The organism is Streptomyces lusitanus (assembly GCF_042647945.1).
Lineage (GTDB): Bacteria > Actinomycetota > Actinomycetes > Streptomycetales > Streptomycetaceae > Streptomyces > Streptomyces pseudogriseolus.
In genome coordinates this window covers 405,443-432,051 of sequence record NZ_JBHRWL010000009.1, presented here as the reverse complement: position 1 = coordinate 432,051, position 26,609 = coordinate 405,443, and the positions used below count along the sequence as shown (strand labels likewise).

The 26,609-nt window shown below is 72.2% G+C and carries 19 protein-coding genes and 2 pseudogenes; 8 read left to right on the top strand and 13 right to left on the bottom strand.

Annotated elements, in window-relative coordinates; all coding sequences use genetic code 11:
* The first annotated feature begins 22 nt into the window (after positions 1-22).
* The gene (locus ACFOSY_RS17535; RefSeq protein WP_394307744.1) at positions 23-1,249 is read left to right on the top strand and encodes a serine hydrolase domain-containing protein; all 1,227 of its coding nucleotides are present in this window, start codon (positions 23-25) and stop codon (positions 1,247-1,249) included.
* A 37-nt stretch (positions 1,250-1,286) separates the two neighbouring features.
* Here ACFOSY_RS17535 and ribA read toward each other — a convergent pair whose 3' ends face one another.
* Entirely contained in the window at positions 1,287-1,946 is a 660-nt protein-coding gene (gene ribA, locus ACFOSY_RS17530; protein WP_031023966.1) for a GTP cyclohydrolase II, read from the bottom strand.
* Between the two features lie 42 nt (positions 1,947-1,988).
* Between ribA and ACFOSY_RS17525 the strand changes: the two are divergent.
* A pseudogene (locus tag ACFOSY_RS17525) lies at positions 1,989-2,750 on the top strand (creatininase family protein); the annotation flags it as partial.
* On the opposite strand, the gene ACFOSY_RS17520 reads toward ACFOSY_RS17525, so the two are convergent.
* The 5 genes from ACFOSY_RS17520 to ACFOSY_RS17500 form a co-directional block, all read right to left on the bottom strand.
* Positions 2,633-3,919, bottom strand: a complete 1,287-nt coding sequence (locus ACFOSY_RS17520; protein ID WP_394307743.1) for a lysylphosphatidylglycerol synthase transmembrane domain-containing protein — start codon at positions 3,917-3,919, stop codon at positions 2,633-2,635. The pseudogene ACFOSY_RS17525 and the gene ACFOSY_RS17520 overlap by 118 nt on opposite strands.
* Positions 3,916-4,962 (bottom strand): class I SAM-dependent methyltransferase, encoded by a 1,047-nt coding sequence (locus ACFOSY_RS17515; RefSeq protein WP_394307742.1) that lies wholly within the window; start codon positions 4,960-4,962, stop codon positions 3,916-3,918. The genes ACFOSY_RS17520 and ACFOSY_RS17515 overlap by 4 nt, the downstream gene beginning before the upstream one ends.
* Positions 4,959-6,116, bottom strand: coding sequence for a glycosyltransferase family 4 protein (locus tag ACFOSY_RS17510; protein WP_394307768.1), 1,158 nt, complete (start codon positions 6,114-6,116; stop codon positions 4,959-4,961). The genes ACFOSY_RS17515 and ACFOSY_RS17510 overlap by 4 nt, the downstream gene beginning before the upstream one ends.
* A gap of 98 nt (positions 6,117-6,214) precedes the next feature.
* Complete coding sequence (locus tag ACFOSY_RS17505) at positions 6,215-6,613, bottom strand: 6-pyruvoyl trahydropterin synthase family protein (protein ID WP_394307741.1); 399 nt, start codon at positions 6,611-6,613, stop codon at positions 6,215-6,217.
* A 114-nt stretch (positions 6,614-6,727) separates the two neighbouring features.
* Positions 6,728-7,723 carry a zinc-dependent alcohol dehydrogenase gene (locus tag ACFOSY_RS17500; protein WP_394307740.1) on the bottom strand — a complete coding sequence of 332 codons (996 nt, stop codon included), beginning with the start codon at positions 7,721-7,723 and terminating at the stop codon, positions 6,728-6,730.
* A 108-nt stretch (positions 7,724-7,831) separates the two neighbouring features.
* On the opposite strand from ACFOSY_RS17500, the gene ACFOSY_RS17495 reads away from it, so the two are divergent.
* Complete coding sequence (locus tag ACFOSY_RS17495) at positions 7,832-8,611, top strand: CDP-alcohol phosphatidyltransferase family protein (RefSeq protein ID WP_394307739.1); 780 nt, start codon at positions 7,832-7,834, stop codon at positions 8,609-8,611.
* A 51-nt stretch (positions 8,612-8,662) separates the two neighbouring features.
* Here the strand turns inward: ACFOSY_RS17495 and ACFOSY_RS17490 are convergent, their stop codons facing one another.
* The gene (locus ACFOSY_RS17490) at positions 8,663-9,208 is read right to left on the bottom strand and encodes a hypothetical protein (RefSeq protein ID WP_394307738.1); all 546 of its coding nucleotides are present in this window, start codon (positions 9,206-9,208) and stop codon (positions 8,663-8,665) included.
* Positions 9,209-9,426: 218 nt separating this feature from the next.
* Here ACFOSY_RS17490 and ACFOSY_RS17485 point away from each other — a divergent pair, with 218 nt between their 5' ends.
* Positions 9,427-10,032, top strand: coding sequence for an HD domain-containing protein (locus ACFOSY_RS17485; RefSeq protein WP_394307737.1), 606 nt, complete (start codon positions 9,427-9,429; stop codon positions 10,030-10,032).
* 61 nt (positions 10,033-10,093) lie between these two features.
* On the opposite strand, the gene betT is transcribed toward ACFOSY_RS17485, so the two are convergent.
* From betT to ACFOSY_RS17455, 6 genes are all read right to left on the bottom strand, one after another.
* A complete protein-coding gene (gene betT / locus ACFOSY_RS17480) occupies positions 10,094-12,208 on the bottom strand; it encodes a choline BCCT transporter BetT (RefSeq protein ID WP_394307736.1) in 2,115 nt (704 codons plus the stop codon).
* Between the two features lie 2 nt (positions 12,209-12,210).
* Positions 12,211-13,782, bottom strand: coding sequence for a GMC family oxidoreductase (locus ACFOSY_RS17475; RefSeq protein WP_394307735.1), 1,572 nt, complete (start codon positions 13,780-13,782; stop codon positions 12,211-12,213).
* 72 nt (positions 13,783-13,854) lie between these two features.
* Positions 13,855-15,336: an aldehyde dehydrogenase family protein gene (locus ACFOSY_RS17470; RefSeq protein ID WP_394307734.1), complete on the bottom strand. Its 1,482-nt coding sequence runs from the start codon at positions 15,334-15,336 to the stop codon at positions 13,855-13,857.
* Positions 15,337-15,921: 585 nt separating this feature from the next.
* On the bottom strand, positions 15,922-16,266 hold the full coding sequence (locus ACFOSY_RS17465; protein WP_394307733.1) for an SCO0607 family lipoprotein: 345 nt from the start codon (positions 16,264-16,266) through the stop codon (positions 15,922-15,924).
* 312 nt (positions 16,267-16,578) lie between these two features.
* Positions 16,579-16,716 (bottom strand): hypothetical protein, encoded by a 138-nt coding sequence (locus tag ACFOSY_RS17460; protein WP_394307732.1) that lies wholly within the window; start codon positions 16,714-16,716, stop codon positions 16,579-16,581.
* A 136-nt stretch (positions 16,717-16,852) separates the two neighbouring features.
* On the bottom strand, positions 16,853-17,815 hold the full coding sequence (locus ACFOSY_RS17455; RefSeq protein ID WP_394307731.1) for an SDR family NAD(P)-dependent oxidoreductase: 963 nt from the start codon (positions 17,813-17,815) through the stop codon (positions 16,853-16,855).
* 511 nt (positions 17,816-18,326) lie between these two features.
* Between ACFOSY_RS17455 and ACFOSY_RS17450 the strand changes: the two are divergent.
* The 4 genes and pseudogenes from ACFOSY_RS17450 (at position 18,327) to ACFOSY_RS17435 (ending at position 26,538) form a co-directional block, all read left to right on the top strand.
* Positions 18,327-21,196, top strand: a pseudogene (locus ACFOSY_RS17450) (ABC transporter substrate-binding protein).
* Positions 21,197-21,299: 103 nt separating this feature from the next.
* Positions 21,300-22,115, top strand: a complete 816-nt coding sequence (locus ACFOSY_RS17445) for a M23 family metallopeptidase (RefSeq protein ID WP_394307730.1) — start codon at positions 21,300-21,302, stop codon at positions 22,113-22,115.
* A gap of 321 nt (positions 22,116-22,436) precedes the next feature.
* Complete coding sequence (locus ACFOSY_RS17440) at positions 22,437-23,510, top strand: hypothetical protein (RefSeq protein WP_394307729.1); 1,074 nt, start codon at positions 22,437-22,439, stop codon at positions 23,508-23,510.
* 250 nt (positions 23,511-23,760) lie between these two features.
* The gene (locus ACFOSY_RS17435) at positions 23,761-26,538 is read left to right on the top strand and encodes a glycosyl hydrolase (RefSeq protein WP_394307728.1); all 2,778 of its coding nucleotides are present in this window, start codon (positions 23,761-23,763) and stop codon (positions 26,536-26,538) included.
* Positions 26,539-26,609 lie beyond the last annotated feature (71 nt).

Sequence of the window (26,609 nt, the reverse complement as noted above, 5' to 3'; positions counted from 1 at the left end):
CGGCGTTCCCCGGAGGTGTGCGATGGCGGTGCTGCGGCAGGAGGCCGATCCCGGCGAGGCCGGGCTGGACCCGGACGCGCTGGATCGGCTCGACCGGGAGCTGGCCCGCCGGGTCGACGACGGGGAGATGCCCGGATTCCTCGTCTCCGTCGCCCGCGCGGGGCGCGTCGCGCACCTGACGGCGTACGGGGCGCGGGACGTGGCGGCCGGCCTGCCCGTGGAGAGCGACACCCTGTGGCGCATCTACTCCATGACCAAGCCGGTGACCACCGTGGGCGCGCTGATGCTGGTGGAGGACGGGCTGCTGTCCCTCGACGACGAGGTCGGCCGGCACCTCCCGGCGTTCGCCGAGCCGCGTGTGTACGTGGACGGCTCGGGCGACCAGGTGCGCACCCGCCCGGCGTCCGGCCCGCTGCTCGTACGGCATCTGATGACGCACACGGCCGGGCTGACGTTCGCCTTCTACCACGCCCATCCGGTCGACGCCCTGTACCGCGCGGCCGGGCTGGACTCGTCGGTGGCGCCCGGCACGGACCTCGCCGGGACGACGGACGTGTACGCGGGCCTGCCGCTGCTGTTCGACCCCGGCACACGGTGGAACTACTCGGTCGCCACCAACGTGCTCGGCCGGATCGTCGAGGTCGTCTCCGGCCGCCCCCTCGACGCGTACCTGGCCGAGCGCGTGTTCCGGCCGCTCGGCATGGAGGACGCCGGGTTCGAGGTGACCGACGCGCAGGCGGAGCGGCTAGCGGAACTGTACGGCGAGACGGACGACGGGGGCATCGAGCCGATCGACGGGCTGCCGCTGCGGGGCCGCCCCCGCTTCCTGTCCGGAAGCGGCGGCATGGTGGCCACCGCCCATGACATGCACCGCTTCATGGAACTGCTGCGCCGGCACGGCGAACTCGACGGCACGCGGCTGCTCCGCCCGGAGACGGTGCGGCTGATGACCCGCAACCACCTTCCGGGCGGCGCCGACCTGCGCACCGCCGGCGTCCCTCCGCACGACGACCCCGGCAACGAGGGCGTCGGGTTCGGCCTCGGCGTCTCCGTGGTCGTCGACCCGTCGCGCACCCGGGAGCCGTCCGGCCTCGGCGCCTACGGCTGGAGCGGCGTGGCCACCACGACCTTCTGGGTCGACCCCGGCCGCGACCTGACCGTGCAGTTCTGCACGCAGGTGCGGCCCAGGTCCTCCCACACCGTCTACCGCGACCTCAAACGGCTGGTGCACGAGGCACTCACCGACTGACCAGCCCGCGGCGGCGGTCGCACCGGCCGGCGGGGCGTCAGGACAGGTGCCCGACCGCGTCCAGGTGCGGGAGGTGGTGGTCGAGCCGCTCCCGCTTGGTGCGCAGGTAGGTGATGTTGCTCTCGCACGGCTCGATGAGCAGCGGCACCTGCTCGTCGACCTCCACGCCGTGCCGCACGAGCGCCTCGCGCTTGCGCGGGTTGTTGGACATCAGCCGCACCGACCGCACGCCCAGGTCCTTCAGCATCCCGGCGGCGACGGCGTAGTCGCGGGCGTCGACCGGCAGTCCGAGCGCCAGGTTCGCCTCCACGGTGTCCAGGCCCTCCGCCTGGAGCGCCATCGCGCGCAGCTTGGCGAGCAGACCGATGCCGCGGCCCTCGTGGCCCCTCAAGTAGACGACCACGCCCGCCCCTTCGGCGACGACCGCGCGCAGCGCCGCGGCCAGCTGGTCGCCGCACTCGCAGTGCTGGGAGCCGAAGGCGTCGCCGGTGAGGCACTCCGAGTGCAGCCGGGTGAGCACCCGGTCCGAGCCCAGGTCGCCGTACACGAGGGCCACTTGTTCGTCACCGCGGTCGTGGTCCAGGTATCCGATCGCCTGGAACTTTCCGTACACGGTGGGCAGCGGCGCATTCACGACGCGTTCCACACCGGTCCGCCGCTGAGGCTGCTTGCCGAGTACGCCTATTTTTTCTGTCATGATTCTCGAGTTCCTAAGCAGAGACGAAAGGCCGTGACGGATATGGGTGGTTCACACGAGCGGTCGGCGGCATACGGCCCGGTGCACGGTCTGTTGCCGGCGGATACTACAGAGGATGTACGGACGCGGGGAGCCGGCGTCTCACGTCAGATCGCGGTACTTCCGGTCGGAAGTCATGAACAGCACGGACCCTTCCTGCCGTTGGCGACGGACACCCTGGTCGCCTGCGCGATCGCGCGGGCCGTCGCCGACTCCCACCCCGTGCACCTCCTTCCCCCGGTGACCATCTCCTGCTCGCACGAGCACGCTGCCTGGCCGGGCACGGTGTCCATCTCCTCCGTGACCCTGCACGCGGTGGTGCGGGACATCGCCGACTCCCTGCGCCGCTCGGGCGTCGACACCCTGGTGCTGGTCAACGGGCACGGCGGCAACTACGTGCTGGGCAACGTCGTCCAGGAGGCCTCCGCGCGCGGTGAGCGGATGGCGCTCTTCCCGGCCCCGGAGGACTGGGAGGCGGCACGGGTGCGCGCCGGGGTCGTCACGTCGCTGCTGACGGACATGCACGCGGGCGAAGTCGAGACGTCGATTCTTCTGCACACTTCTCCCGAGGTTCTCCGTCCCGGTTACGAGACGTCCGACCACGTTTCGGACGACCGGCGTCATCTGCTCACCACCGGAATGTCCGCCTATACGGATTCCGGCGTCATCGGCCGGCCTTCGCTGGGCACCGCGGAAAAGGGCAGGGAACTCCTCGCGAGCCTGGCGGATTCCTTCGGCGCGTATTTCTCGCTTCTGACCTCCGACAGCTGAGCGGGAATCCGGACGAGGGGTCCCTGCCGGTCCGGCTGCGGTGTCTCCGTCTCCGTCTCCCGGGCGAGCGGGCGGGGTTCCGGGACGGCCGGTTCCGGGACGGCCCGCGTGGCCACCGTGGAGTGTGCGGGGCCGCCCGTGCGGCGGTCACGGGCGGCCGCGTACCAGCGGGCCACCAGCACCACCGCTCCCGGCAGGCTGGCCGCCAGGCTGAGCACCCCGTACACCACGGCGACCGTCAGCCCCCGTCCCGCGCCGAGCCCCGCCGCGCCGAACGCCCATGCGGCGACGCCCTCCCGCGGCCCCCAGCCGCCCACGTTCAGCGGCAGGCTCATCGCCAGCAGCGCCAGCAGGGCGAGCGGCAGGAGCTGCGCCACCGACGCCGCGGCCCCGGCGACGTCCGCGGCGAGGACGAACATGGCCACGTACCCGGCGAGCACCACCACCGACGACACCAGCACGCCCGGCGCGGTGCTCCGCGAGAACAGCGCCTGCCGTGCCTCGCCGAGCAGCCCGCGCACCGCGCGGGGTTTCCTCCCGGACGGCGCCCGGTTCATCCGCAGGGCCAGCACCACCGCGCAGGCCCCCAGCAGTCCGAGCCCGGCCGGCAGGGCGGCCTGCCGTATCCGGTCGTGGACCGGGGACGGCATGGTGAGCAGGACCGCTCCCCCGGCGGCGAACAGCGCGAGCTGCCCGGCGGTACGCTCCAGCACCACCGCCCGTACGCCCCGCCCGAGGTCACCGGCGTCCTGGCCGTGCCGCACGGCCCGGTGCACGTCGCCCAGGACGCCGCCGGGCAGCGCCGCGTTGAGGAACAGCGCCCGGTAGTAGTCCGCCACGGCCGCCCCGAACGGCAGCCGGATGCCGATGCCGCGCGCCACCAGCGCCCAGCGCCAGGCGCTGAACACGGTGGTCACCAGCCCGATGCCGAGCGCGGCGGCCAGCGTGGGCGCGTCGATGCGCCGCACCCCGTCCACGAAGGCGCCCGTGCCGAGCCGCCAGAACAGCACGGCGAGGATGACGACACCGGCGAGCGTGCCGAGGCGGGTGCGCACGGCGGGACCGCCGAGCCGCCCGAGCAGACGGCGGACTCCGCCCCCGCCCGCCGGCGCCTCCGCCGTGGGCGCCTCGGACCCGGCCGTCTCCCCCGTGTGCGTGCTCATGCGCTGCCGTCCACCGGGCGGCTCAGGGCGAGCAGGTCGGTGTGGTGCACGACCACCCGCAGCTTCCCCGCCGCGCAGGCGTCGAGGCGCTCGGCCAGATAGGCGGCGGCGCGCTCGGACAGCTCCGGCCGCTCCTCCACCGCCGCGCCGACCCAGCCGCGCAGCCACTGCTCGGTCAGCGCGGCGTCCTCCGGGCCTAGCCGCCACGGGCTGGGGTTCAGCCGTACGGTCGCGCCGTGTTCGGTGAACGCCTCGGCGGCGGCGGTGACCGCGTCCGGGCCGAGGAGTCCGCCGCGGCGCTGATGGGCGTTGAACGCCTCGGCGATCTCCGCGTCCAGCGGGTGCGGCTCCGTCAGCTCCACGCGTCCGGCGACCGACAGGGTGAGCAGCGCGGGGCAGCCGGCTCCCGCGCAGGCGGCGGCCAGCGCGCCGACCTCCTCGCGGGTGAGGACGTCGAGCAGGGCGGACGCCGTCACCAGGGAGGCGCCGGCCAGCGCGTCCGGGGTGAGCCGGGCGACGTCGCCGCGCCGGGTCTCGACGGTGACGTGACTGCCGTCGGCGGCGGAGCGCGGGGAGGCCACGGCGGCGAAGTGCAGCAGATAGGGGTCGCGGTCGTGCAGCACCCAGTGCTGCGTGCCGTCCAGACGGGGCGCCAGCCAGCGTCCCATGGAGCCGGTGCCGCAGCCGATGTCGTGCACGACGAGTCCGCCGCCGGCCCGTCCGGGCAGGTTGGCGAGCCGGATCCGCAGCGGGTCCAGCAGGTCGTAGGAGCGGGCGGCGGCGTCGGCCGGTTCGCGCAGCTGGAGCCACTCGGGCGCGTAGCGGGGCGGCTCGTCCTCGCCGGTGTCCCGCAGCCGCACGGTGGCCCGCTCGCCGGGGCGGGGTCCGGCCGGTCCGGCGCCGGGGATGACCGGTGCGCCGTCGGTGGAGCCGCTGGGTGCCATGTCGCCCCCTGGTGTCGCGGGCGCCGCGCCGGTGACGTCCCGGGGTCCGGGCTGGGCCGGGATCGCGGCGGCTGCCTGGGTGGTGGTCGGTCGTGTCATGCCGCCCTCCCGGACGCGGTGGGGAGCCGGCGCAGGACTCCCGCGAGGCTCTGTGCCGTGCCGGCCCAGCCGCCGAGCGCGGCCCTCCGGCCGCGGGCGGCCGCCTTCAGCCGCCGCCGCACGTCGGCCTCGCCGAACCAGCCGCGTAGTTCGGCGGCGATCGCGGCCGGGTTCTCCGGCGGGACGAGGATGCCGGGCACGCCGCCGTCGGGGGCGCGGCCGACGGCCTCGGGCAGTCCGCCGACGTCGGTCGCCAGCACCGGGATGCCGCGGGCCAGGGCCTCGGTGACGGCCATGCCGTAGGTCTCGGCGTAGGAGGTGAGGACCATCAGGTCGGCGGCGGCGTATGCGGCGTCGAGTTCGGCGCCGGACTTGGGGCCGGCCAGCTCCAGCCGGTCCTCCAGACCGTGGTCGCGGACGAGGCCGCGCAGGTGGGCGACGTAGTCGGGGTCGTGTCCGAGTCCGCCGACCAGGGAGCAGGTCCACGGCAGGTCGGTCACCGTCGCCAGTGCCTCCACCAGCCGGTGCTGACCCTTGCGCGGGGTGACCGCGGCGACGCACACCAGGTGCGAGACGCCGTCGGTGCCGGGCGCGAGGGGCGCGATGTCGGCGCCGGGGGCGGCGACATGGACCCGCTCGGGGGCGAGCCCGTGGTGGGAGACGAGCCGGCGCACCGCCCACTCGCTGGTGGCGACGACGGCGGGCACGGCCCGCAGCACCGCGCGCTCGCGGGCGTCCAGCTCGGCCGCGACGGTCGCGTCCAGGCCGGTCTCGTCGCCGAGCGGCAGGTGGACGAGCACCGCCATGTGCAGGCGCCCCTCCTCCGCCTCGGGCACGATCACCTCGGGCACCCCGCAGGCGACCAGCCCGTCGAGCAGGACGACCGCGCCGTCGGGCAGTTCGCGCAACGTGCGGGCGAGTTCGTCGCGGGCGGCCGCGTCGGGGCGGGGCCAGTCACCGGGGACCGGGTGCCGGTGCGCCTGCCAGCCGAAGCCGGGCAGGTCCAGGCACACGCGCCGGTCGTAGGCGTTGCCGCCGCTCGGGGCCGACCGGTCGTCGACCCCGCCGGGCATCACGAAGTGCACGGAGCGCAGGGACATGGGGATGATCCCGCCGTTCCTCCGGAAGGACGCCTGCAGGGGCACGTAGTCCAGGCGGCCGGCGCCGCCTCGGCCTGCCGTCCGGGTGGTGTCGAGCGTCCTGCCGGTCGTCGTCTCGGTCGTGTCGACAGGGGTGCCGACGGTCGTGTCGGTCACAGCGCACGCTCGTAACTCGCCCAGGCGATGTGCGACTCGTGCAGGGTGACGGCGATCGCCGCGATGCCCTTGGCCCCCTCCCCGAGCGCTCCCTTGTGGATGCGCTCGGCGAGCCGGTCGGCGATGACCTTGGCCAGGTACTCGGTGGACGTGTTCACCCCGGCGAAGTCGGGCTCGTTGTCGAGGTTGCGGTAGTTCAGCTCTCCCACGACGGCCCCGAGTTCCTGCGTGGCCAGGCCGATGTCGACGACGATGTTGTCCTCGTCCAGCTGTTCGCGCCGGAAGGTGGCGTCCACGAGGAACGTGGCCCCGTGCAGGCGCTGGGCCGGTCCGAAGACCTCGCCGCGGAAGCTGTGGGCGATCATGATGTGATCGCGGACGGTGATGCTGAACAACGGACGACCCTCCAGGTGCGGCGCGTCTGTTCCCCGCCGGTCTGGAGGCGGGGATGTCGAGTAGTACGGCTGGCTTCCTTCCCGTGTTCAGCGTCGGTCGTGTCTTTTCTCAGGTCAGGCGTGTGTGCCCGCTCCGGGGCCGTCGTAGCGCACCCGGTGGCACAGCGCGGGAAGCTCGCCGGAGGCGAGGCGGGGCATGAGGGCGGGCAGGTCCTCGAAGGGCGACTCGCCGGTGACGAGGGCGTCGAGGGCGGGGTCGGCGAGCAGGTCGAGGGCGAGGGCGAGACGGTCCCCGTAACTCCGGTGCGCGCGGGCCGGGGAGACGGTGCCGACCTGGCTGCCGCGGACGGTCAGCCGCCGGGAGTGGAACGCCTCGCCCAGCGGCACGCTCACCTTCCGGTCGCCGTACCAGCTGAGCTCGACGACCGTGCCCTCGGGCCGCAGCAACTCCAGCGCGCGGGCGAGTCCCTGCTCGGTGGCGCTGGCGTGCACCACCAGGTCGCGGTCCCCGTCGGCGTCCGCGGGCAGGGCGAAGCCCACCCCCAGGGCCGCGGCGGTGCTGGCCCGCGCGGGGTCGGCGTCGACGAGCTGGACGCGCACGCCGGGGAAGCGGGCGAGCAGCGCCGCCACCGAGCAGCCGACCATCCCGCCGCCGACCACGGCGATCCGGTCGCCGACCAGGGGCGCCGCGTCCCAGAGGGCGTTGACGGCGGTCTCCACGGTGCCCGCGAGCACCGCCCGCCCGGCCGGCACCGACTCGGGCACGGGCGTCACGGCCGCCGCCGGCACCACGTACCGCGTCTGGTGCGGGTACAGGCAGAACACCGTCCGCCCGGTGAGCGACGCCGGCCCCTCCTCGACCACGCCGACGCTCAGGTAGCCGTACTTCACCGGCCCGGGGAAGTCGCCTTCCTGGAACGGCGCCCGCATCGCGCCGTGCTGACTCTCCGGCACCCCGCCGCGGAACACGAGCGTCTCCGTGCCCCGGCTGACCCCCGAGTACAGGGCGCGCACCACGACCTCGTCCGGGCCCGGCTCCGGCAGGTCCACCTCACGGATCTCGCCCCGGCCAGGTGAGTCGAGCCAGAACGCACGTGCGGCGCGGTTCATCGAAGTCCTCCTGAACGATCGGGATCCTGCGCGCGTACGGAGTGGTGCACAGGCCGCGCACAAGGTAGCGGCGTTGATCGACTCTGTCACACGGCCGGAGGGTGTTCGGTGGCCCTGAACAACACGTACGACGCGAGGCTCGTCCAGCAGGAGACCGCACTGGGAGCGGGCGTACAGATCCTGCTGCTGGCCCTGATCGGTACCGCGATCGGCATGGGCCCCGCGGGCTGGGTCACGGGCCTCGCGTTCGCCATCGCCACCTGGGCGGTGCTGTCCCGGGCCCTGCACCGGGCGGGGTCGCGCACCTTCGGTCCGGCGAACCGGGTCACCCTCGGCCGGGCCACCCTCGTCGGCGGGGTGACCGCGCTGGTCGCGGACTCGTTCCAGGACTCACCTCCTGTCTCCCTCTTCGTCGGCCTGACGGCCGTGGCCCTGATCCTCGACGGCGTCGACGGCAAGGTCGCCCGCAGGACCGGCACCTCGACCCCGCTGGGCGCCCGCTTCGACATGGAGGTCGACGCCTTCCTGATCCTGGTGCTGAGCGTGTACGTGTCGATGGCGATGGGCCCCTGGGTGCTGCTGATCGGCGCCATGCGCTACGTGTTCGTCGCCGCCGCCCGGGTGTGGCCGTGGCTGACCGCGCCGCTCCCGCCGAGCACGGCACGCAAGACGGTCGCGGCACTCCAGGGCGTGCTGCTGCTGGTGGCGGCCTCCGCGCTCCTTCCTCACGTGGTCAACGTCGGCGTCGTGGCCCTGGCGCTCGGCCTGCTGGTGTGGTCGTTCGGCCGTGACGTGCTGTGGCTGCACCGCACCCACCGGGCGACGACGCAGGCGGCGCCGGCGGCTGCGGCCGGGCGCGGGGCGCGGCGGGAACTGGTGACGAGCTGACACCGCAGGCGGGCAGCGCGCGTCACACACCCGTGCGCCCTTGTCGCCCCGCTACTCGATCCCCGTGGCGTCCAGCAGCCGCACCAGCTCCTTCCGCCCGTACCCGAGCCGTCTCGACCGGTGCGCGGCCGTCAGCACCAGATGCGCCACCCGCGCGGCCGCGTCACTGCTCCGCACCTCGGCGTCCGGCCACTCCTCCGGTCTCTCGGCCACCCGCAGGCCGTTCATCACCAGCCCGTGGTCGCGCCGGATCTCCGCGACCGTGGCGGCGACGGCGTCCAGCAGCGTCTTGCCCGGGCGCTCGCACTCCAGGGCGAAGTGCCCGTGGTCGGCCGGCAGGCACCCTTCGGGCGGCCTCGCCCGCAGTCCCGCGTACCGCTCGTCCTCGAAGCCGCAGCTCCCGTCCTCCTCGTGGGTGAGCAGGAAGCGGTGGTGTCCCGGCGGGACCGGGGGCGGCGGGGGCGTGTACTCCCAGCCCGCGTCCTCGTACAACTGCCGCTTCACCTCCTCCTCGTCGGCGTGGGTCACGGTGAAACCGTTGGTCTCGTTGCGCCCGGTGACCGTGCCGTCGGCGTTCCGCAGGAACTGCAGCGTCATGGTGTCTCTCCCGTCGTCGGTGCCTCGCGGGGGCGACGACCGCCCCCGTCACCCCGTCGAACGGCCCGCAGGACCACCCAGTGCCCGCTTCGGGCGTTATCACCGGATCGCGTGAAATGGCCGACGGTGGGAACTCTTCCGCATCGACGGGGTGCCGGGCCCCCACCGGCTCGGCAACTCCTCCACCCGCCCCCACCTGCGGTTGTTACGCTCCCCGGATGAGGATTCCGGGACCCGAAGAGATCCGCGCGCTGCACCAGAAGCACGCGCCGACGGCCGGGGCGTTCGCCTCCGTCCACCGCCACTGCGAGATCGTCCGGAGCATCGCCGAGCAGTTGCTCGCGTCGCCGCACCTCGCCCACCTCGACGCGGAACTGGTCCGGGCCGGCTGCCTCCTGCACGACATCGGCGTCTACCGTCTCTACGACGACGAGGGACGGCTGGACCACAAGAACTACATCCGGCACGGCCTGCTCGGCCAGGAACTTCTGGAGGGCGAGGGCTTCCCCGCCGCCCTCTGCCGCTTCTGCTCCCACCACACGGGGGTCGGGCTGACCCGGCAGGACGTCGTGCGCCAGAACCTCCCGGTCCCGCCCGCGGACTATCTGGCGGAGACGCCGGAGGAGCGGCTGGTGATGTACGCGGACAAGTTCCACTCCAAGTCGCACCCCGACCGATTCGTCTCCCTCGACGCCTACGCCGCCCACGTCCGCCGCTTCGGCGAGGAGAAGGTGACCGCCTTCCAGGCCCTGCGCGACGAGTTCGGCGACCCGGACCTCACCCGCCTCATGCCAAAGGTGGAACAGCCGCCCGTCACCAGCTGACACCGGGCGTGCGACAGCCGCCCGTCCCCGACTAAGGGCGGGCGGCACCCGGAACCGCCCCTCACTCCTCCGGCAGGTGTGCGTCCGGCGCGTCCGGGCGGTGGTCGGGGAGGCTGGAGCGGGTGGACGCCTCGTGGCGCACCCGCAGGAACTCCAGGTACCGCTCGTACTGGTCGAGGCTGTCGGCGATGAGCTGCTCCTTGGTGTAGCCCATCACGTCGTAGTCCTGGTTGCCCTCGGCGAGACGCACCTCGAACCGCACGTAGGAGTCGTGCTCGGCGACCGACCGGGTGGCGAACGCGGGGGTGGGGCGCTCGACGGGCCACACCTCGTAGAGGAACACGTCGCCCTCGCCGGCCGGCACGCGCAGGCCGACGTGGGTGAGGCCGTTCTCCTCGACGGTGCCTTCCAGGACCTCCGCCTCGGCTCCCTGCTGCCGCAGTTCCTGCGCCACCTCCGCGAAGGCGGGCCGGGCCACGTGGTCCACGAACCGCGCGGCCGCCCGCCGGCCCGGGAACGACATCGCGCGCGCCAGCCGGTGCCGCCAGTTCGGCGCGCCGTGCAGCCCCTGCTGCATGGTGCGTCCGGAGAGCGAGCCGGGCAGCGTGGTGACGCTCGCCTCGGCCTTCATCCGCTCCGTCCTCAGGGCGAGATAGAGCCCCGCCATGATCAGGAACATCACGAAGGAGAAGGGCAGGCCCATGATGATGGTGGCGTTGGTGAGTGCCTGCACACCGCCGACGATGAGCATCGCGAGGGTGAGCAGACCGGTCGCCACCGCCCAGAAGATGCGCAGGTACGTCGGCGCGTCGGTCATCGGGGTGGGCAGGTCGGCGCTGAGGTTGCCCATCACCAGGGCGCCGGAGTCGGCGGAGGTGACGTACAGCAGCAGGCCGACGAAGGTGGCGAGTCCGGCGCTGAACGTGAAGCCGGGGAACTGCTCGAGCAGGCTGTAGAAGCCCTGTTCGGGGACGTTCATGGCGATCTCGCCGAACTCGGTGTTGCCGTCGCGCACCAGGAACAGGGCGCTGTTGCCGAAGATCGCCAGGAAGAGCCCGGTGAAGAGGAACGGGATGACCAGCGTCGCCGCGACGAACTCGCGCAGGGTGCGGCCGCGGGAGATGCGCGCCAGGAACAGGCCGACGAACGGCGCCCAGGCGACCCACCACGCCCAGAAGAACAGCGTCCACGCGTCGAGCCACTCGGTGGGCTGGTCGTAGGCGAAGGTGTTCAGGGTCATCGAGGGGAAGCCGCTGACGTAGTCGCCGACGTTCTGGACGATGGCGTTGAGCAGCCGGAACGGCTCGCCGACGACGAGGATGTAGAACATCAGCAGGGCGGCGAGCAGGATGTTGAGCTGCGACAGCCGGCGGATGCCCTTGTCGACGCCGGAGACCGCGGACACGGTGGCCATGCCCACCGCGATGACGATGAGCGCGATCTGCGCCGTCAGTCCTTCGGGGACGTCGAAGAGCGCCTTGAGACCGTAGTTGAGCTGCACCACGCCGATGCCCAGGGTGACGCCGATGCCGAAGACGGTGCCGATGATGGCGGCGAGGTCGACGGTGTCGCCGATCCGGCCGTGGATGCGGCGTCCGATGATCGGGTACAGCGCGGAGCGGATGGCGAGCGGCAGCCGGTACCGGAAGGAGAAGTAGCCGAGCGCCATGCCCATCAGCGCGTACATGCCCCAGCCGGTGATGCCGTAGTGGAACAGCGTCCAGACGACCGCCTGCCGGGCGGCCGCCAGCGTCTGAGGGTCGCCCTCGGGCGGCGCGAGGTAGTGGCTGACCGGGCCCGACACCGAGAAGAACATCAGGTCGATGCCGATGCCCGCCGCGAACAGCATCGACCCCCAGGTGAACAGGCCGTAGTCGGGCCGGGAGTGCTTGGGGCCCAGCTTGACGGCACCGTACTTGGACGCGGCGACGAAGACGACGAACAGCAGGTAGAGGGTGGCGGCGAGGAAGTAGTACCAGCCGAACCAGTGGGAGATCTTGCCGACGACGACACCGATGGCGTCCTCGGCGCCCGACGGGGTGACGATCGCCCAGAGGGAGATCGCCAGGACGAGGAGGGCCGCGCCGAAGAAGACGACGGGCTTGAGGCGGACCGGGCGGTACGGTTCGTCCTCGGGCGGCGGTTCCTCCGGCGCCCCGGCGCCCTTCTCCCTCACGGTCACCGCGTCGCCGCCCGGCCGTCCGGACCGGGGCGTCCGGTGATGAGGTCGGCGGCGCGTTCGGCGGCGAGCAGCACCGTCACCATGGGGTTGATGGTGGGCATCGTCGGGAACACCGAGGCGTCGACGACGCGCACGCCTTCGGCGCCGCGCAGCCGCATCTCCGGGTCGCACACGGCCATCGGGTCGTCGGCGGCTCCCATCCGGCAGGTGCCCGCCGGGTGGTAGACGGTGTGGGCGACGCGACGGCCGTACTCCGACAGGTCGGCGTCGGAGGTGACACCCGGACCGGGCGCCACCTCGCGCACGAGCCAGTCCTTCAGGGGGTCGGTCGCGGCGACCTCGCGGGCCACCTTGAGCCCTTCGACGATCGTGCGCTCGTCGTGGCCGCCGGGGTCGGTGAAGTAGCGGAAGTCCAGGGCGGGGTGCTCGGACGGGTCCGAACTGCGCAGCCACATACGGCCGGTGGAGCGGGCGCGGGGCACGTTCGGCGTCATGCACACCCCGTGCTCGGGCACCGGGTAGCCGAGCCGTTCGGTGTTGACGGTGAACGGCACCTGGTAGAAGTGGAACATCAGGTCGGGCCGCGGCTGGTTCTTGTCCATGCGCAGGAACAGGCCGGCGTCGGAGTCCATCGCGGACTTGGGCGGCAGGGGGCCACGGGTCTCCCAGACGATCACCGACTCGGGGTGGTCCAGCAGGTTCTCCCCCACGCCGGGCAGGTCGACGCTCACGTCGATGCCGAGGCGGCGCAGGTCGTCGGCCGGTCCGATGCCGGACAGCATCAGCAGCCGCGGGGTGTCGATCGCCCCGGCGCACAGCAGCAGTTCACGGGTCGCGCGTACGGTGGCGGGCTCACCGTCGGCGCCGCGCACCGCGACCCGGGTGAGCCGGCCCGCCTCGTCGGTGAGCAGCCGGTGCGCCCAGGTCTCCAGCAGCAGCGTGAGGTTGGGGCGGTCGAGGACGGGGTGCAGATAGGCGACGGAGGCGGAGGAACGCTTGTTGCCCTCCGGCTCGTAGGCCAGGGAGAAGAAGCCGGTGCCGTCGGCGAAGGGCTCGGCGTTGAAGTCGGCGACGACGGGGACGCCGGTGGCACGGGCGGCGGCGGTCACGAAGTCCTTGGCGATGGGGTTCCGGTCGGCGTCCGCCACCGGGACGATGGTGGTCCGCAGCCGGTCCCGGTACGGCAGGATCGTGCCCGGGTCCCAGCCGGCGCAGCCGGCGGCCACCCAGTCGTCGAGGTCCTGCGGCAGCGGCAGGAAGCTGATCAGGGTGTTGTGGGAGGAGCAGCCGCCCAGGACGCGGGCCCGCGAGTGCAGGATGTGGGAGTTGCCGCGCGGCTGTTCGACGGTCGTGTAGCCGTAGTCGAACTCCGAGCCGAGCAGGTTGATCCAGTTGCGCAGGCGCAGGATACGGTCGTCGCCCACGTCGCTGGGTCCGCCTTCCACGACGCAGACGCGGCAGTCGGGGTCCTCGCTGAGCCGTGCGGCGAGCACACAGCCGGCGGTGCCGCCGCCGACGATGACGTAGTCGTGGTCCGACTCCGCGCCGTGAGGGGTGGTGGAGGCCATGAGCTGCCTTTCTTCGGAACCGTGGGGTGGGGGAAGGGCCGGCGTGACGCGGCTCGAGTGACGCGGTCGGGGTCAGTCGCCGCCGCTCGTGCCCTTGAACCAGCCGGAAGGTCCCGGGGCGAGGTTCTGGTAGATGTGCTTGGCCTCCTGGTACTCGCGCAGGCCCGTGGGCCCGAGCTCCCGCCCGACGCCGGAGCGGCCGAAGCCGCCCCACTCGGCCTGCGGAACATAGGGGTGGAAGTCGTTGATCCACACGGTGCCGTGCCGCAGCCGCTGCGCGACCCGCTGCGCTCGGCTCGCCTCGGACGTCCAGACGCCGCCGGCCAGCCCGTAACGGGTGTCGTTGGCGAGTGCCACGGCCTCGTCCTCGGTGCGGAACCGTTCGACGGTGACCACCGGCCCGAACACCTCCTCCTGCACGATGCGCATGGACCGGTCGCAGTCGGCGAAGATCGTCGGCAGCAGGAAGTAGCCGCGGCTCAGGGCGGGGTCGTCGGGGCGGGCGCCGCCGGTGACGAGCCGGGCGCCCTCCTCCTTGCCGAGGGCTATGTAGCGCTCGACCTTCTCCCGGTGCTCGGCGGAGCTGAGCGGCCCGCTCTCGGTGCCCTCCTCCAGGCCGTTGCCCAGCCTGATCTGCCGGGTGCGCTCGGCGAACGCCTCGACGAACCGGTCGTGCAGCGAGTCCTCCACCAGCAGACGCGACCCGGCGGAACAGACCTGCCCGGCGTGCAGGAAGGCGGCGTCGAGGGCGTAGTCGACGGCGGCCTCGAAGTCGGCGTCGGCGAACACGATGTTGGGATTCTTGCCGCCGAGCTCCAGGGCGATGTTCTTCGGCCCCTCGGCGGCGGCGGCCATGATGGCGCGCCCGGTGGCCAGGCCGCCGGTGAAGGACACCAGGTCGACCTCGGGGTGGGAGGTCATGGCGGCGCCGACGGTCGCTCCGGAGCCGAGGACCAGGTTGGCGACTCCGCGCGGGGCGCCGGCCTCCTCGATCAGCCGGAACAGGGCGATGGTGGTGAGGGGGGTGATCTCGCTGGGCTTGAGGATGATGGTGTTGCCGGCCGCCAGCGCGGGAGCGACCTTCCACGACGCCTGCAGCAGCGGATAGTTCCAGGGGGCGATGAGCGCGCACACGCCGACGGGCTGGTGGACGACGCGGCTGAGCACGTCGGGGCCGACGTCGACGACGCGTCCGCCGTCCTTGCCGGCCAGCTCCGCGAAGTAGCGGAAGGCGTTGGCGACGTCCTCGACGTCGAAGCGGCCCTCGGCGAGCGTCTTGCCGGTGTCGAGCGTCTCGGTGCGGGCGATCTCGTCGATGTCGCGCAGCAGCAGGTCGTGCACCCGCATCAGCAGATCGGCACGGCGCCGGGTGGGGGCGTTCACCCAGTCCTCCTCGTCGAAGGCACGGCGGGCCGCCCGCACCGCCCGGTCCACGTCGGAGGCGTCGGCCTCGTCGACGGTGGTGATGACGGAGGCGTCGTACGGATTGATCACCTCGCGCCGCCCTCCGCCGGCGGCGGTCGTCCACTCCCCGTCGATGTACAGCTCACCCATGGCGGGCGCCTCCTTCGCATCCGACCGGTACCGGCTCGGGCGGCCGGCCGGCAGCACGGCCATGGTGCGGGGGTACGCGCCGGGGCGCTCGGTGATCGTTGCGGACGGGTGGTGGGGAGGCCGGGCGGGTGACAGCCCGTCCCGGGGCATCCCTCGACGCGAGCGCTGTTGCGGTGCGGTGCCGCGCGGGGCGGAGAAGGGCGGGGGAGCCAGGGTGAATGTCCGGGAACGAATCGAGAACGTGGGGGATCTGCCGCCGGTGTTGGCTGCGGTCCTCGGGGTCGTGGTGATCGCCCTGATCGTCGGATGGGCGTGGGCGCTGCTCCGGCTGCCGGACCACACGAAGCTACGGAGCCCGGAGGCGCGTGGGCGGGCGCGGCGGCGAGGGGAGAGTCAGAAGCGGCAAAGGGCGCTGCGCCGGCGGCGGGAGTCGTTGCAGCGCGGGAGGGGCAGGGGCCGATCGCGGCCGGCGAACGGATCGAATCCCGGCCACCGCTACCTCACCACCCTGCTCGAAGGCAGGCGCTCCGTACCGCCATGCGCCTGAAGCCGGGCGGAGTGATACGTGAACGCCGGTCGTGCGAGTCAGTTCGCGCCCGGGACGTCGACGACCTTGCCGTCCTCGTCGAGGGTGTGGTCCTGCCAGTACAGGTCCCACTTGTCGCCCACCTGCTGCGGCACCTTGCCCTGCGGGTACTTCACGAACCCCGCCGGGGGCTCTTCATTGTTCGAAACACACATGGAACCGGTCCCGCCTACGGACAGGGCCGGGTACTCGTCGGCGCCGCAGATGTCCTCCTTGTACTCGAAACCGGCGCATCCGGTCACTGCTACGACAGCGACCGCGCTCGCGAATGCGGCAACGGCGATACGAGCTCTGCCGGTCCGGGGAGCGGTGGCGGTCCGGGACGCACGGCGGGTTATGTACATGATCTTCTCCAATCGTTCCGCGTGCGTCCATCCTCAGCGCCCGGACGCCTTCGGCCCCTGAGTACCTGGACTCAATTTCGTCCTGTGCGGATACCCAGAACACCGTAGCGGGCGGGGCGTTGGGGACGGGCCGAACGGGCTCTGCCCACGGCTCCCGGGCAGCAGCTCCAGGTCGCTCTCCGCGCGGTCGAACTGCGCGGCCCGCAAGGTGACTCGGTGCCGGACCGGGTCCTGGGCGACTTCACATCATGCCGTGCGGTCGCCCTCCCTCAGGCGGGCGAGATCGGCGCGGCCCGCCGCGCGCACGGTCTCCTACAGCTGAGGACCCTCAGAGCCCAGCCGGTCGTATGCGCACCTCTCCTCCGCGTTGAGGTCGAAGTCGAAGGGGAAGGCGGCCGGCTCGGCCAGGCGGCGGTCCTGCCGCAGCAGCCGTAGCGCGTGATCGGACATGCGGCGGAACGTAGCACCGCCCGCTGACCGCCGACTCGCGGCCCATTGCGAGAAGGGCCATGCGTCGCGAATGTGCTCGGGTCCATGCGGCTGATCACCTACTCGCAGGAAAGCAAGCCGGGTGCGGGCAACGCCGTCACCCGGCGAAGGCGTCCACGCCGGTCAGCTCCGCCGACAGGGCCCACAGCCGGGCCGCCTGCTCGGGGTCGGTCGCCCAGTCCTTGACCCCGACGCGCCCGCCGTCGGCCGGGGCCGGCTCGGCGACGTCGCAGTCCTCCAGGTACAGGCCGCCCAGGCCCGCCAGCTGGGGGGAGGTCGCCGCCCACACCTGGGTCGCGGCACCCTGCTCGGGCGTCTTGAAGCCGGGCTGGGGGATCTCGTTGCCTTCCTCGTCGATCCAGCCGTTGGCGATCATCTCCTCGCGGGGCAGATGGCGCTGAAGAGGCGTGAGGATGCCACCGGGGTGCAGTGAGAAGGCGCGGACACCGCGGTCGCCCGCGAGCCGGTCGAGGTGGACCGCGAACAGAGCGTTCGCGGTCTTGGCCTGCCCGTAGGCATGCCACTTGTCGTAGCCCCCGCGGAACTGGACGTCGTCCCAGCGGATGCCGGAGTAGTGGTGGGCGCGCGAGGACACCGACACCACCCGGGCGCCACCGGGCTCGATCGCCGGCCACAGCCGGTTGACGAGGGCGAAGTGCCCGAGGTGGTTGGTGGCGAACTGGGCCTCCCAGCCGGGTCCGACCCGGGTCTCCGGGCAGGCCATGATGCCGGCGCTGTCGATCATGATGTCGATGGTCCGGCCACCGGCCAGGAACCGTTCGGCGAAGCCGCGGACGCTGTCCTGGTCCGCCAGGTCGAGCTCGTCCACCTCGACGCCGCTCAGACCGGCCAGCGCCTCGTCGGCGGTGGACCGGCGGCGGGCGGGGACGACGACGAGGGCGCCGGCCCGGGTGAGGGCGCGGGTGGTCTCCAGGCCGATCCCGGAGTAGCCGCCCGTGACGATCGCGAGCTTTCCGGTGAGATCGATGCCCGCCAGGACCTCGTCCGCGGTGCTGTTCGCTCCGAAACCGGAGCCGATCTTGTGCTGTGCAGTCTTCATGTCCGAAACGCTACGAATTGGAGTGCTCTCGAAGTCAAGCGGGCCTGCGGCGCCAGCCCTCAGTCCGTGGTCGTGCTGGACGGCGCCCAGGGCACCTGCCGGATGCCGGTGGCCGCGGACGCGGATGGGCTGCAGGACGCCTGGTTCGCGCGGGCGCGCTCGCGGGGGAGCATGGCGAACACCTCCGTGACCGGGAACACGCGCATCCGCGCGGGCGCGCTCGCGGGGGAGCATCAGTCGCGGGACCTTCGGTACGCCGCAGACCACCGAATGGTCAGCAGGGGCCCTCGGCGATGGCGACCGTCCGGAACGACCGAACGCCGGTACGCACACGCGTGGTGAGCACCGCCCCGCGTCCGCAGGAAATCCCCCTTTCAGCCTCACCCGTTGTCACAGGCAAGCGTTATTCTCGCTAAGCGCTTGTGACACGTGTGTCGTACGACAACGGGGGGTGTCCATGCTCGGCCGGGATCAGTTGTTCCCACAGGACTGTCCGGGAGGTCACCCGGGCATGTCGACAGGGGCGGGGATCGACGTCCAGCGGCAACTGGAGTCGCTGATCCAGGACTTCCGCGCGGGCGACCCTCCGATGCCGGTGATCGTGCTGCACGCGGAGGACGCCGAGGACGACGACCGCGTGACGGAGCTCGTAGACGAGCTGCGCGAAGGGCAGCAGAGCCACGGCACGCGTCTCGCCGTCGCCCCCACCGAGCCGCCGCAGGAGGATCCGGATCTGGACCCCACCGCCCAGGCCGTACGGCTCCTGCGCGACCTGGGTGACAGCCGGAAGTGGGGCGACCGTTCGGCCTCCTACCGCCCCTACTCCTTCCCCCGGCTGGGACTGGTCCGGGCCCTCCAGGACGCCACCGACGACCAGGAGATGGGCGAGCACTGGCCGACCGCCCCGGCGGGCACCCCGGACGGCAACGCCCAGCGCGAACAGGCCCAGACACAGCTGCTGCGCATCCTCGCCCGGCAGCGCTGGCGCCCCCGCAGACCGGCCCGCCGCAACCGGCAGGCGCTGCTCAACGACGTGCAGCAGTTCCTCCCCGCGGGCGTCCTGGGCGCGCTGACCTCGCTGCTGACCCGCCCCGAGTGGTACATCGCCGTTCTCGCGGGCATCGGTCTGATGATCCTGCTGGCCGCGCTGAACCATGTGCCTGGGCGCGCGCCCCTCTTCCTGTGGCTGCGCAGGGAGAGCCGCTGGTTCCTGACCACGACGTTCCTCCAGTCCGCGGCCCGCCGGCAGTCGACCAGCGTACGGCTGCTGCGGCCCGTCCGCTCCTGGCGCGCCATCGCCGCCCGCGCCTACGACGTCGCCGAGGCCATGCGGGAGGGCGGCGTCTTCCCCCTCCAGCTGTACGTGCTGGCGCTCTTCGAAGATCTGCGTGACAACCACCGGCGGGCCGGCTGGGATCTGCGCGGCCTCAAGCGGACGCGTCCGCCGGTGCTGATTCTGCGCCGGGTGAGCCGGGAGAACGGCGGCATCGAGCTGATCAAGGCGGTCAGCGACGTCCGCAGCCGGCGCAGCGAACTGGACCCCCTGCTGATCGTGGCCGCCGTGGCGGCGGACGACGCGTCGCTGCTCGACCGGGGCACCGACACCGGCACACACCCGAACGGCGCCCACTCCCGTTCGCAACCGCTGTCCCGCCCCGCGCGCCTGCAGCAACGCCTGAGGCACTGGTACGACGAATGGGCCGGGAACCTGCGCGCCGACCAGTCCCCGAGCAGGGCCAACGCCCTGCCCTGGGTGCTGCGCATCGCCCTCCCCCATGACGAGCTGGTCCAGCTGCGGCAGGCGGACTGGCGGTGCGTGCGGGCCCGGCACCGGCCGCCCGTGGCGCGGATCGTATGGTCGGCGTACAGCCTGACGCTGGTCCTCGCGCTGGCCGCCACCCTCGGCGTCGTGCACGCCCGCGACCTGCACCGCACGTACTGCTCGGCGGGTCTGCTGACCGCCGACCGCGACACCGAGCTGCGCCCCGCGCCGGGCGGCGGCACGGAGTGCGTGGGCATCTCGACCGGCGACGTGCGATTCGGCTCCCACCTCGAGGGCGGTTCCGACTCCGAGGGCGGGCGGCTGCGCGAGCTGGAGAAGCTGGTGCACGCCGAGAACGCCAAGGTGCTGAACGACAATCCCCGCGCCTACGTCACGGTGGTGTACGCGGGCCCGCTGAGCTCGGCCACGGTGGATCCGTCCCTGGTCAAGGGCGCCGAGGAGCTGGCCGGCGTGTACCTCGCCCAGCGCGTGGTGAACGAGAACTACCGCGTCAAGCTACGCGTGTTGCTCGCCAACGGCGGCGCGGACATGGGACACCAGCGCTTCACCGCCGACGCGATCGCGCGGTACGCCGAGCGCGATCCGACGGTCGTCGGTGTCGTCGGCTTCGGCCGCGACCTGCAGAGCAGCCCCGCCGTGACCCGCCGGCTGCTGGAGGCGGGCCTGCCCATCGTCTCCGGCACCAACTCGGCAACGTACTGCCGAAGGACTTCTCCAACTGGTTCAGCCTCGCGGCCCCCGACGAGCACCAGGCGGAGGCGCTCGGTCTGATTGCGCAGCAGCTCCACGGCAAGGGCGAGGCCCCGTACGCCCTCGTCCTGGCCCGCGACACCAAGGCGTCGCAGGACCGGTACACCAGCGAACAGGCCTACTACGGCGGGGAGATGCTGCGTAAGAAGGGTTTCCGGCTGCTGCCTTCACGGACCTACCGGGTGGCGAACGGCAAGCCCGAACTCCGGCTGCACGCGGAGAGCATCTGCCGGGGCGAGGACGTCCCATCGGTCATCTACTTCGCGGGACGCGTCGAGGACATCGGCCCGCTGATGACCCAGCTGGGCGTCGAACCGGGGTGCGCCAACCGGGAGATCTCAATCCTCACCGGGGACGACCTGAGCAAGGCGAAGTTCTCCGGCATGGGCGGCCGGGACGGCGTGGCCCCGCGCATCACGCTGTACCACGCTGCGCTGGCGGAGCTCCGGGAGGCGGCGTCCGGGACCGCCTTCTACCAGGACGCGGCCCAGTTCCTCCTCTGGCTCGAGCCGGGCGAGGCGACCTACGACGCCCCCGGTTTCGCCAGCGGCCAGACGGCCCTCGCCCACGACGCCACCCGCGCGCTGTACTGGGCGGCGAGCCTCGGCGACGTACGCCAGAGCCGGGCCGCCACCTGGGTCAACCTGAGGGTCGTCAAGCTGGAGGGCATGGCCACCGGCACGATCGACTTCACCGACGCGCCCCTGTACGGCGAACGTCACGGCCACAGCATCGTCCTCGCGCGTGTGCGCAGGACACCGGAGGGGCTGTCGAATGCGGAGGTGCTGTGCAGCAGGCCGGCGGGGGTGAGCAGGCCGCTGGATGTGGAGCAGTGTTCGATCAGGTGAGGCGGGCGTCCTGTCGTGAACGCTTCGATTGCGGCATCCTGGCGGCCGCCCCTGTCCGCTGACATCGCCGCGCGACGCCGCACGTCGCAGTTCGGAGACAGCCTTGCGCTCGACACGCATCGCCCTGGTCGGCCTCGTGGCCCTGGTGGGCAGTCTGCTCGTGGCGACACCCGCGCAGGCGGCGCCGGTGTTCAAGGCGCCCTTCGCCTGCGGCCAGAAGTGGACGTACAGCCACCACTCGGCCGAGGTCCGCCAGGCGCTCGACTTCGTCCGCAGCGACGGCGGCGCCACGAGCGGCGCACCCGTCCTCGCGTCGGCGGCCGGCACCGCCACCCGGCACTACGAGGCGAACGGCGCCGGCAACCACGTCGTGATCGACCACGGCAGCGGCTGGAAAACCTACTACTTCCACCTGAACACCTTCTCCGTCGCCAACGGCGCCTACGTCGGCCAGGGGCAGCAGATCGGCACGACGGGCAGCACCGGCAACAGCTCCGGCGCCCACATCCACTACGAACAGCTCCTCAACGGCGTCGGCCAGCGGATCACCATCAACGGCACCGCCCTCGCCTACCCAGGCTCGTACGGCAGCTACCACCTGACGAGCGACAACGGCTGCGGCACGGGCGGCCGTTACTGGGTGGACACCTTCGCCGACGCGACGGGCTACGCCCAGCCGAACACCAACGACGCACAGGGCGTCCTCTACGCGGGCACCAACTACGTGTACTGCAAGGTGTGGGGCCAGGAGATCCGCGGCGCGAACGGCACCTACAACCACTGGTGGCTGAAGACGGACCTCGACGTCACCTACGCGGGCAAGAACGGGCGCGGGGCGTATGTGTCGGCGTACTACCTGTCGCGGTGGGGGAACGACGAGGCGCGGGACAACGGTGGGGCGGTCATTCCGGACTGCTGACGCCGCCCGTGGCCCGGGATGACACGCGCGTACGCCCGCCTCTTCAGCCGGGCACGGGTACGGCCATACCCCGGTCGATGTCGCCGGCCTTCGGCGCGTCGGCCCACGGCCGCCTCCCGACGGAGCACGCGAACCCCGCGCTGTGACCGGCGAGGCCGGGGAACACATTTGCGACGTGCGATGACGGCGGGTCATACTCCCCCTCCCCCCACGCCCTTCCCCGCTGCCTTTCCGCCTCAGGAGGACTCCGCCCCCATGGGTGAATTCGTTCGTGCGCAACTCTTCATGACGGTCACAGCACACCAAGGCGGTGCGTGACCGGTGGAGATCACCCGCCTCATCGTCGTCGGACTGGGCGTGGCCGTGTCCGTGGCCTACTACCGCCGTTCCGCAGGAGGGCCTTCCTCGCCTCGCAGATCGGCCCGCAGGGCCGAGGCACTGGGTTTTCTGCCCCGGTCCGCCCAGAACACGCTGTACTCCGCGGCCGACGCCGAGCTGGAGCAGGCCGGGGCAGCGGCGAGCCGGGGCGACTGGGAACCGGCGGCACGCCTCCTGGCCCGGACCAGGGAGCAGCGCGACTGGGCACGTCGTTCCCACTACGTCGGCGTGCTCAGCACGCACCGCGCCGCGCAGCCCGGCAGCTGGCTGGACGCCTGGGAAAAGTCGGCCGGCCCTGACGATCCGGACGCGGCGCTGGTCCGGGCCCGGGCGACCGTGGCCCTGGCCTGGCATCTGCGGGGCGGCGGCTGGGCGAAGGACACCAGCAGCAAGCAGTTCGAGGGATTCGGTCGCACGCTGGCGCAGGCACCGCAACGGAACGCGCGGGCCATGGAGGTGAACCCGGACGACCCCTCCCCGTACGTCAGCGAGATCTGGACCGCGCTCGGCCTGAACTACTCCCACGACAGGATGCGCCGCATCTGGGAGGAGGTCACCACCCGGGACCCCCACCACTTCGGCGCGCACACGGCGGCCCTCCAGTACTGGTGCGCCAAGTGGCACGGTTCGGAGAACCTGGCCGCGTCCTTCGCGCGGGAGGCCGCGGCCAAGGCGCCTGCCGGCAGGCTGCTCGCGGCGCTGCCGCTGATCGCGTGGTACGAGCACCGTGACAGCGCGGCGAAGGCGGACGACTTCCGTGAGCCGTATGTGTTCGATCTGGTCGACGACGCCCTGGCGGACGTGTCCGCCGCGCCGCCGGACCACCCGGACGTGCCTGCCGTACGTCATCTGCTGGCCTACTTCCTGACCCGGCAGAACCGGTGCGCGGAGGCGCTGCAGCAGTTCCGGCTGGTCGACGGGTACGTGAACGCCCTCCCCTGGCGGTACTACGACGATCCGGCCGCGGTGTACTGCCTGTGGCGGGACCGCGCGGTCGCGGGCGTTCGGACGCGCTGAGTCTCCGACGCTCTCACGGCTGAGGCGGTGCGTCCCGGGGTACCGGACGCGCCGCCGCCGGAACCACGCTCCAGTTCGCCCGCAGAGCCGCCCCGCACGGCCCCGAACCGGTGTCGAAGACCTGACGACTTCCAAGTCCCCTACAGGCTCGCTGTGTTCAAACTATTGACACGTGAATTACACCGGCTTTACGTTCCGGCCATCTGAGAGCGCTCTCAGAGTCTCCCCCAGTCACAACTTGAGGTGACTCATGCCATCCCCACGCACCAGACCGGCAACCGTTCTGCTGCTGGCGTCGGCCCTCGCCGTCGTCGGCCTGGGCCCGGCCGCCGCCCCCGCGGCCGCTGCCACCATTCCCGTAGGCGCGGGCAGTTACTCCGACACCCGGCCTGCCGGGACGTCCGGCCCCACGACCAACACGGGCACGCCGGTCACCCCGAAGGTGACCACCGCCGCCCGGAACCGCCCCGTGCCCACCAACGACTGGTGGTCCTCCCTCGCCTTCCAGCGCTACGGCGACAACCCGTACTCGACCCCCATGTACGGGCACCCCCTCACCTACCAGGCCACCGCCGGCGGACTCGACGTCGGGTACCCGACGGCCCCCACCATCACCGGCGACGGCCGCCAGTACGAGTTCGCCCACAAGCGCGACCTCACCATCGGACTGACCGGCCTCAACTCCCCCGACACCAAGGCCGACGACTGGTCCGACTGGACGGTCACCCCCTACTGGTCCGACGGAACCCGGACCCTGCGCACCACCATCGGGCACGGCTCGCCGTTCGTGTACGCCAAGGGCTCCGGCGGCAACGCCCAGATCACCACCGCGGGCGCCCCCGCCGTCTTCGCCGACCAGGGCAACGTCCTCGGCATCACCGTCGCCGGACACCACTACGCCCTCTTCGCCCCGACCGGCAGCGACTGGAACGTCTCCGGCTCCACCGTCACCGCGGGCCTCGGCGGCAAGGACTACTTCTCCGTCGCCGTGCTGCCGTCCACCGACGCGCTGGCGACGTTCCGCAAGTACGCCTACAGCTTCGTCACCGGCTCCAAGGTGACCTGGGGCTACAGCGGCGGCACCGTCAGGGCCACGTACACGCTGACCACGGAGGCGAAGGAGGGCACCGAGCGCGGCACGCTCCAGGCCCTCTACCGCCACCAGTGGCTGCACACCACCGACGCGCTCACCTCGTACACGTACGTCTCGCCGCGCGGCACCATGAAGGTGCGCGAGGGGACGTCGTTCAGCACCAGCCAGAAGGCGGCGGCGGTACTGCCCGCGCTGCCGAAGTCGAACGGCGTGGACACGGCCCGGCTGCGCGGCTATCTGAACGACGTGGTGAACGCCTCCGACCCGTTCTCCGGCGCGGTCGACACCTACTGGACCGGCAAGGCGCTGGGCCGTCTCGCCCAACTGGTGCCCGTGGCCGACCAGATCGGCGAGACCGGCATCCGCGACCGGATGCTGAACCTGATGAAGGGCCGGCTCCAGGACTGGTTCACGGCGGGCGGCGCGAACGAGTTCAGCTACGACCAGGCCTGGAAGACGCTCACCGGTTACCCGGCCTCGTACGGCAGTGACACCGAGCTGAACGACCACCACTTCCACTACGGGTACTACGTCTACGCGGCGGCGATCATCGCCCAGTACGACCCGTCGTGGGCCGCCGACTCGGCGTGGGGCGGCATGGTCAAGACCCTTGTGCGGGACACCGCGAACCCGAGCCGCACCGACTCCGCGTTCCCGTTCCTGCGCGGCTTCGACGTCTACGCCGGCCACGGCTGGGCCTCCGGCCACCAGGGCTTCGCCGCCGGCAACAACCAGGAGTCGTCCTCCGAGTCGACCAACCTCAGCGCGGCGCTCATTCTCTGGGGTTCCGCGACCGGTGACACCTCGCTGCGGGACCTCGGCTCCTTCCTGCTGACCACGGAGTCGGAGTCGATCGCCCAGTACTGGTTTGACGCCGACGAGCAGGTCTTCCCGGCGTCCTTCGGCCACAGCACGGCCGGCATGGTGTGGGGCAGCGGCGCCGCGTACTCCACCTGGTGGACCGCGAACCCCGAGGAGATCCACGGCATCAACGTCCTGCCCGTGACGGGCGGTTCGCTGCACCTCGGCGGTGAGAAGGCGGCGATCCGGCGCAACATCGCCGAGATGGAACGGGAGAACGGCGGGCCCGCCGTCGAATGGCGCGACATCCTCTGGGAGTTCGAGTCGTTCACCGACCCGGCCTCGGCGAAGGCCAAGTGGGACGCGGGCAACGGCGGTTACACCCCGGAGCAGGGTGAGTCGAAGGCGCACACCTACCACTGGCTCACCACGCTGGACGCCGTCGGCGCCCCGGACGCCACGGTGACGGGTGACATCCCGACCTCCGCGGTGTTCACCAAGGGCACGACCCGGACCTACGTGGCCCACAACCACGCTTCCTCGGCCCGCACGGTGACCTTCTCCGACGGCAAGACGATGACCGTGCCGGCCCGTTCCACGGCGTCGAGCACGGGCACCGGCTCCTCGGACCCCGATCCCGACCCGGAGCCGCCGACCGGCAACACCTTCCAGCTGCGCGCCGGCGGCGTCCTCACCACGGCGACGGGCGGCACGGCCGGCAGCGACACCATCCCGTCCGGGAACGGCGCCAACCACGACGGCACCCCGTACCAGCCGCTCGTCTACGAGGTGCGGGGCGTCAACGGCACCCCGACCTCGGGCGGCCAGACGGCCTTCCGCCTCCAGGTCGACGCCGGCACGACGGTCGGCCTCGGCCAGCAGGCGCGGGTGAGCTACGACTTCACCGGCGACGGCAGCTTCGACCGGACGGAGACGTACCACTACTTCGCGACCGACCCGGTGACCGGCTGGGAGGAGTACACCCAGGCCCGCGGCCTCAAGTCCGCGACGGGCTCCCTGAGCACCCTCAGGAACGGCACGGTGCGGCTCGAGGTGTGGAGCGCGATCGGCAACGGGGCGTCGAAGCTCCAGACGGGCACGGACAAGTCCGTGCTGGTCATTCCGTACAGCTGAGCCCCCCCCTCGGGATCCCGGTGGGGACCGGCGCACGGCCGGTCCCCACCGTCTCCTCCGGACCGGGATAG

Coding starts and splice junctions, on each gene's coding strand:
- ACFOSY_RS17470 (WP_394307734.1), bottom strand. CDS start 15,336: ATGGGTGAGCTGTACATCGACGGGGAGTGGACGACCGCCGCCGGCGGA.
- ACFOSY_RS17435 (WP_394307728.1), top strand. CDS start 23,761: ATGCCATCCCCACGCACCAGACCGGCAACCGTTCTGCTGCTGGCGTCG.
- ACFOSY_RS17485 (WP_394307737.1), top strand. CDS start 9,427: ATGAGGATTCCGGGACCCGAAGAGATCCGCGCGCTGCACCAGAAGCAC.
- ACFOSY_RS17475 (WP_394307735.1), bottom strand. CDS start 13,782: ATGGCCTCCACCACCCCTCACGGCGCGGAGTCGGACCACGACTACGTC.
- ACFOSY_RS17520 (WP_394307743.1), bottom strand. CDS start 3,919: ATGAGCACGCACACGGGGGAGACGGCCGGGTCCGAGGCGCCCACGGCG.
- ACFOSY_RS17455 (WP_394307731.1), bottom strand. CDS start 17,815: ATGAAGACTGCACAGCACAAGATCGGCTCCGGTTTCGGAGCGAACAGC.
- ACFOSY_RS17490 (WP_394307738.1), bottom strand. CDS start 9,208: ATGACGCTGCAGTTCCTGCGGAACGCCGACGGCACGGTCACCGGGCGC.
- ACFOSY_RS17465 (WP_394307733.1), bottom strand. CDS start 16,266: ATGTACATAACCCGCCGTGCGTCCCGGACCGCCACCGCTCCCCGGACC.
- ACFOSY_RS17535 (WP_394307744.1), top strand. CDS start 23: ATGGCGGTGCTGCGGCAGGAGGCCGATCCCGGCGAGGCCGGGCTGGAC.
- ACFOSY_RS17460 (WP_394307732.1), bottom strand. CDS start 16,716: ATGTCCGATCACGCGCTACGGCTGCTGCGGCAGGACCGCCGCCTGGCC.
- ACFOSY_RS17500 (WP_394307740.1), bottom strand. CDS start 7,723: ATGAACCGCGCCGCACGTGCGTTCTGGCTCGACTCACCTGGCCGGGGC.
- ribA (WP_031023966.1), bottom strand. CDS start 1,946: ATGACAGAAAAAATAGGCGTACTCGGCAAGCAGCCTCAGCGGCGGACC.
- ACFOSY_RS17515 (WP_394307742.1), bottom strand. CDS start 4,962: ATGACACGACCGACCACCACCCAGGCAGCCGCCGCGATCCCGGCCCAG.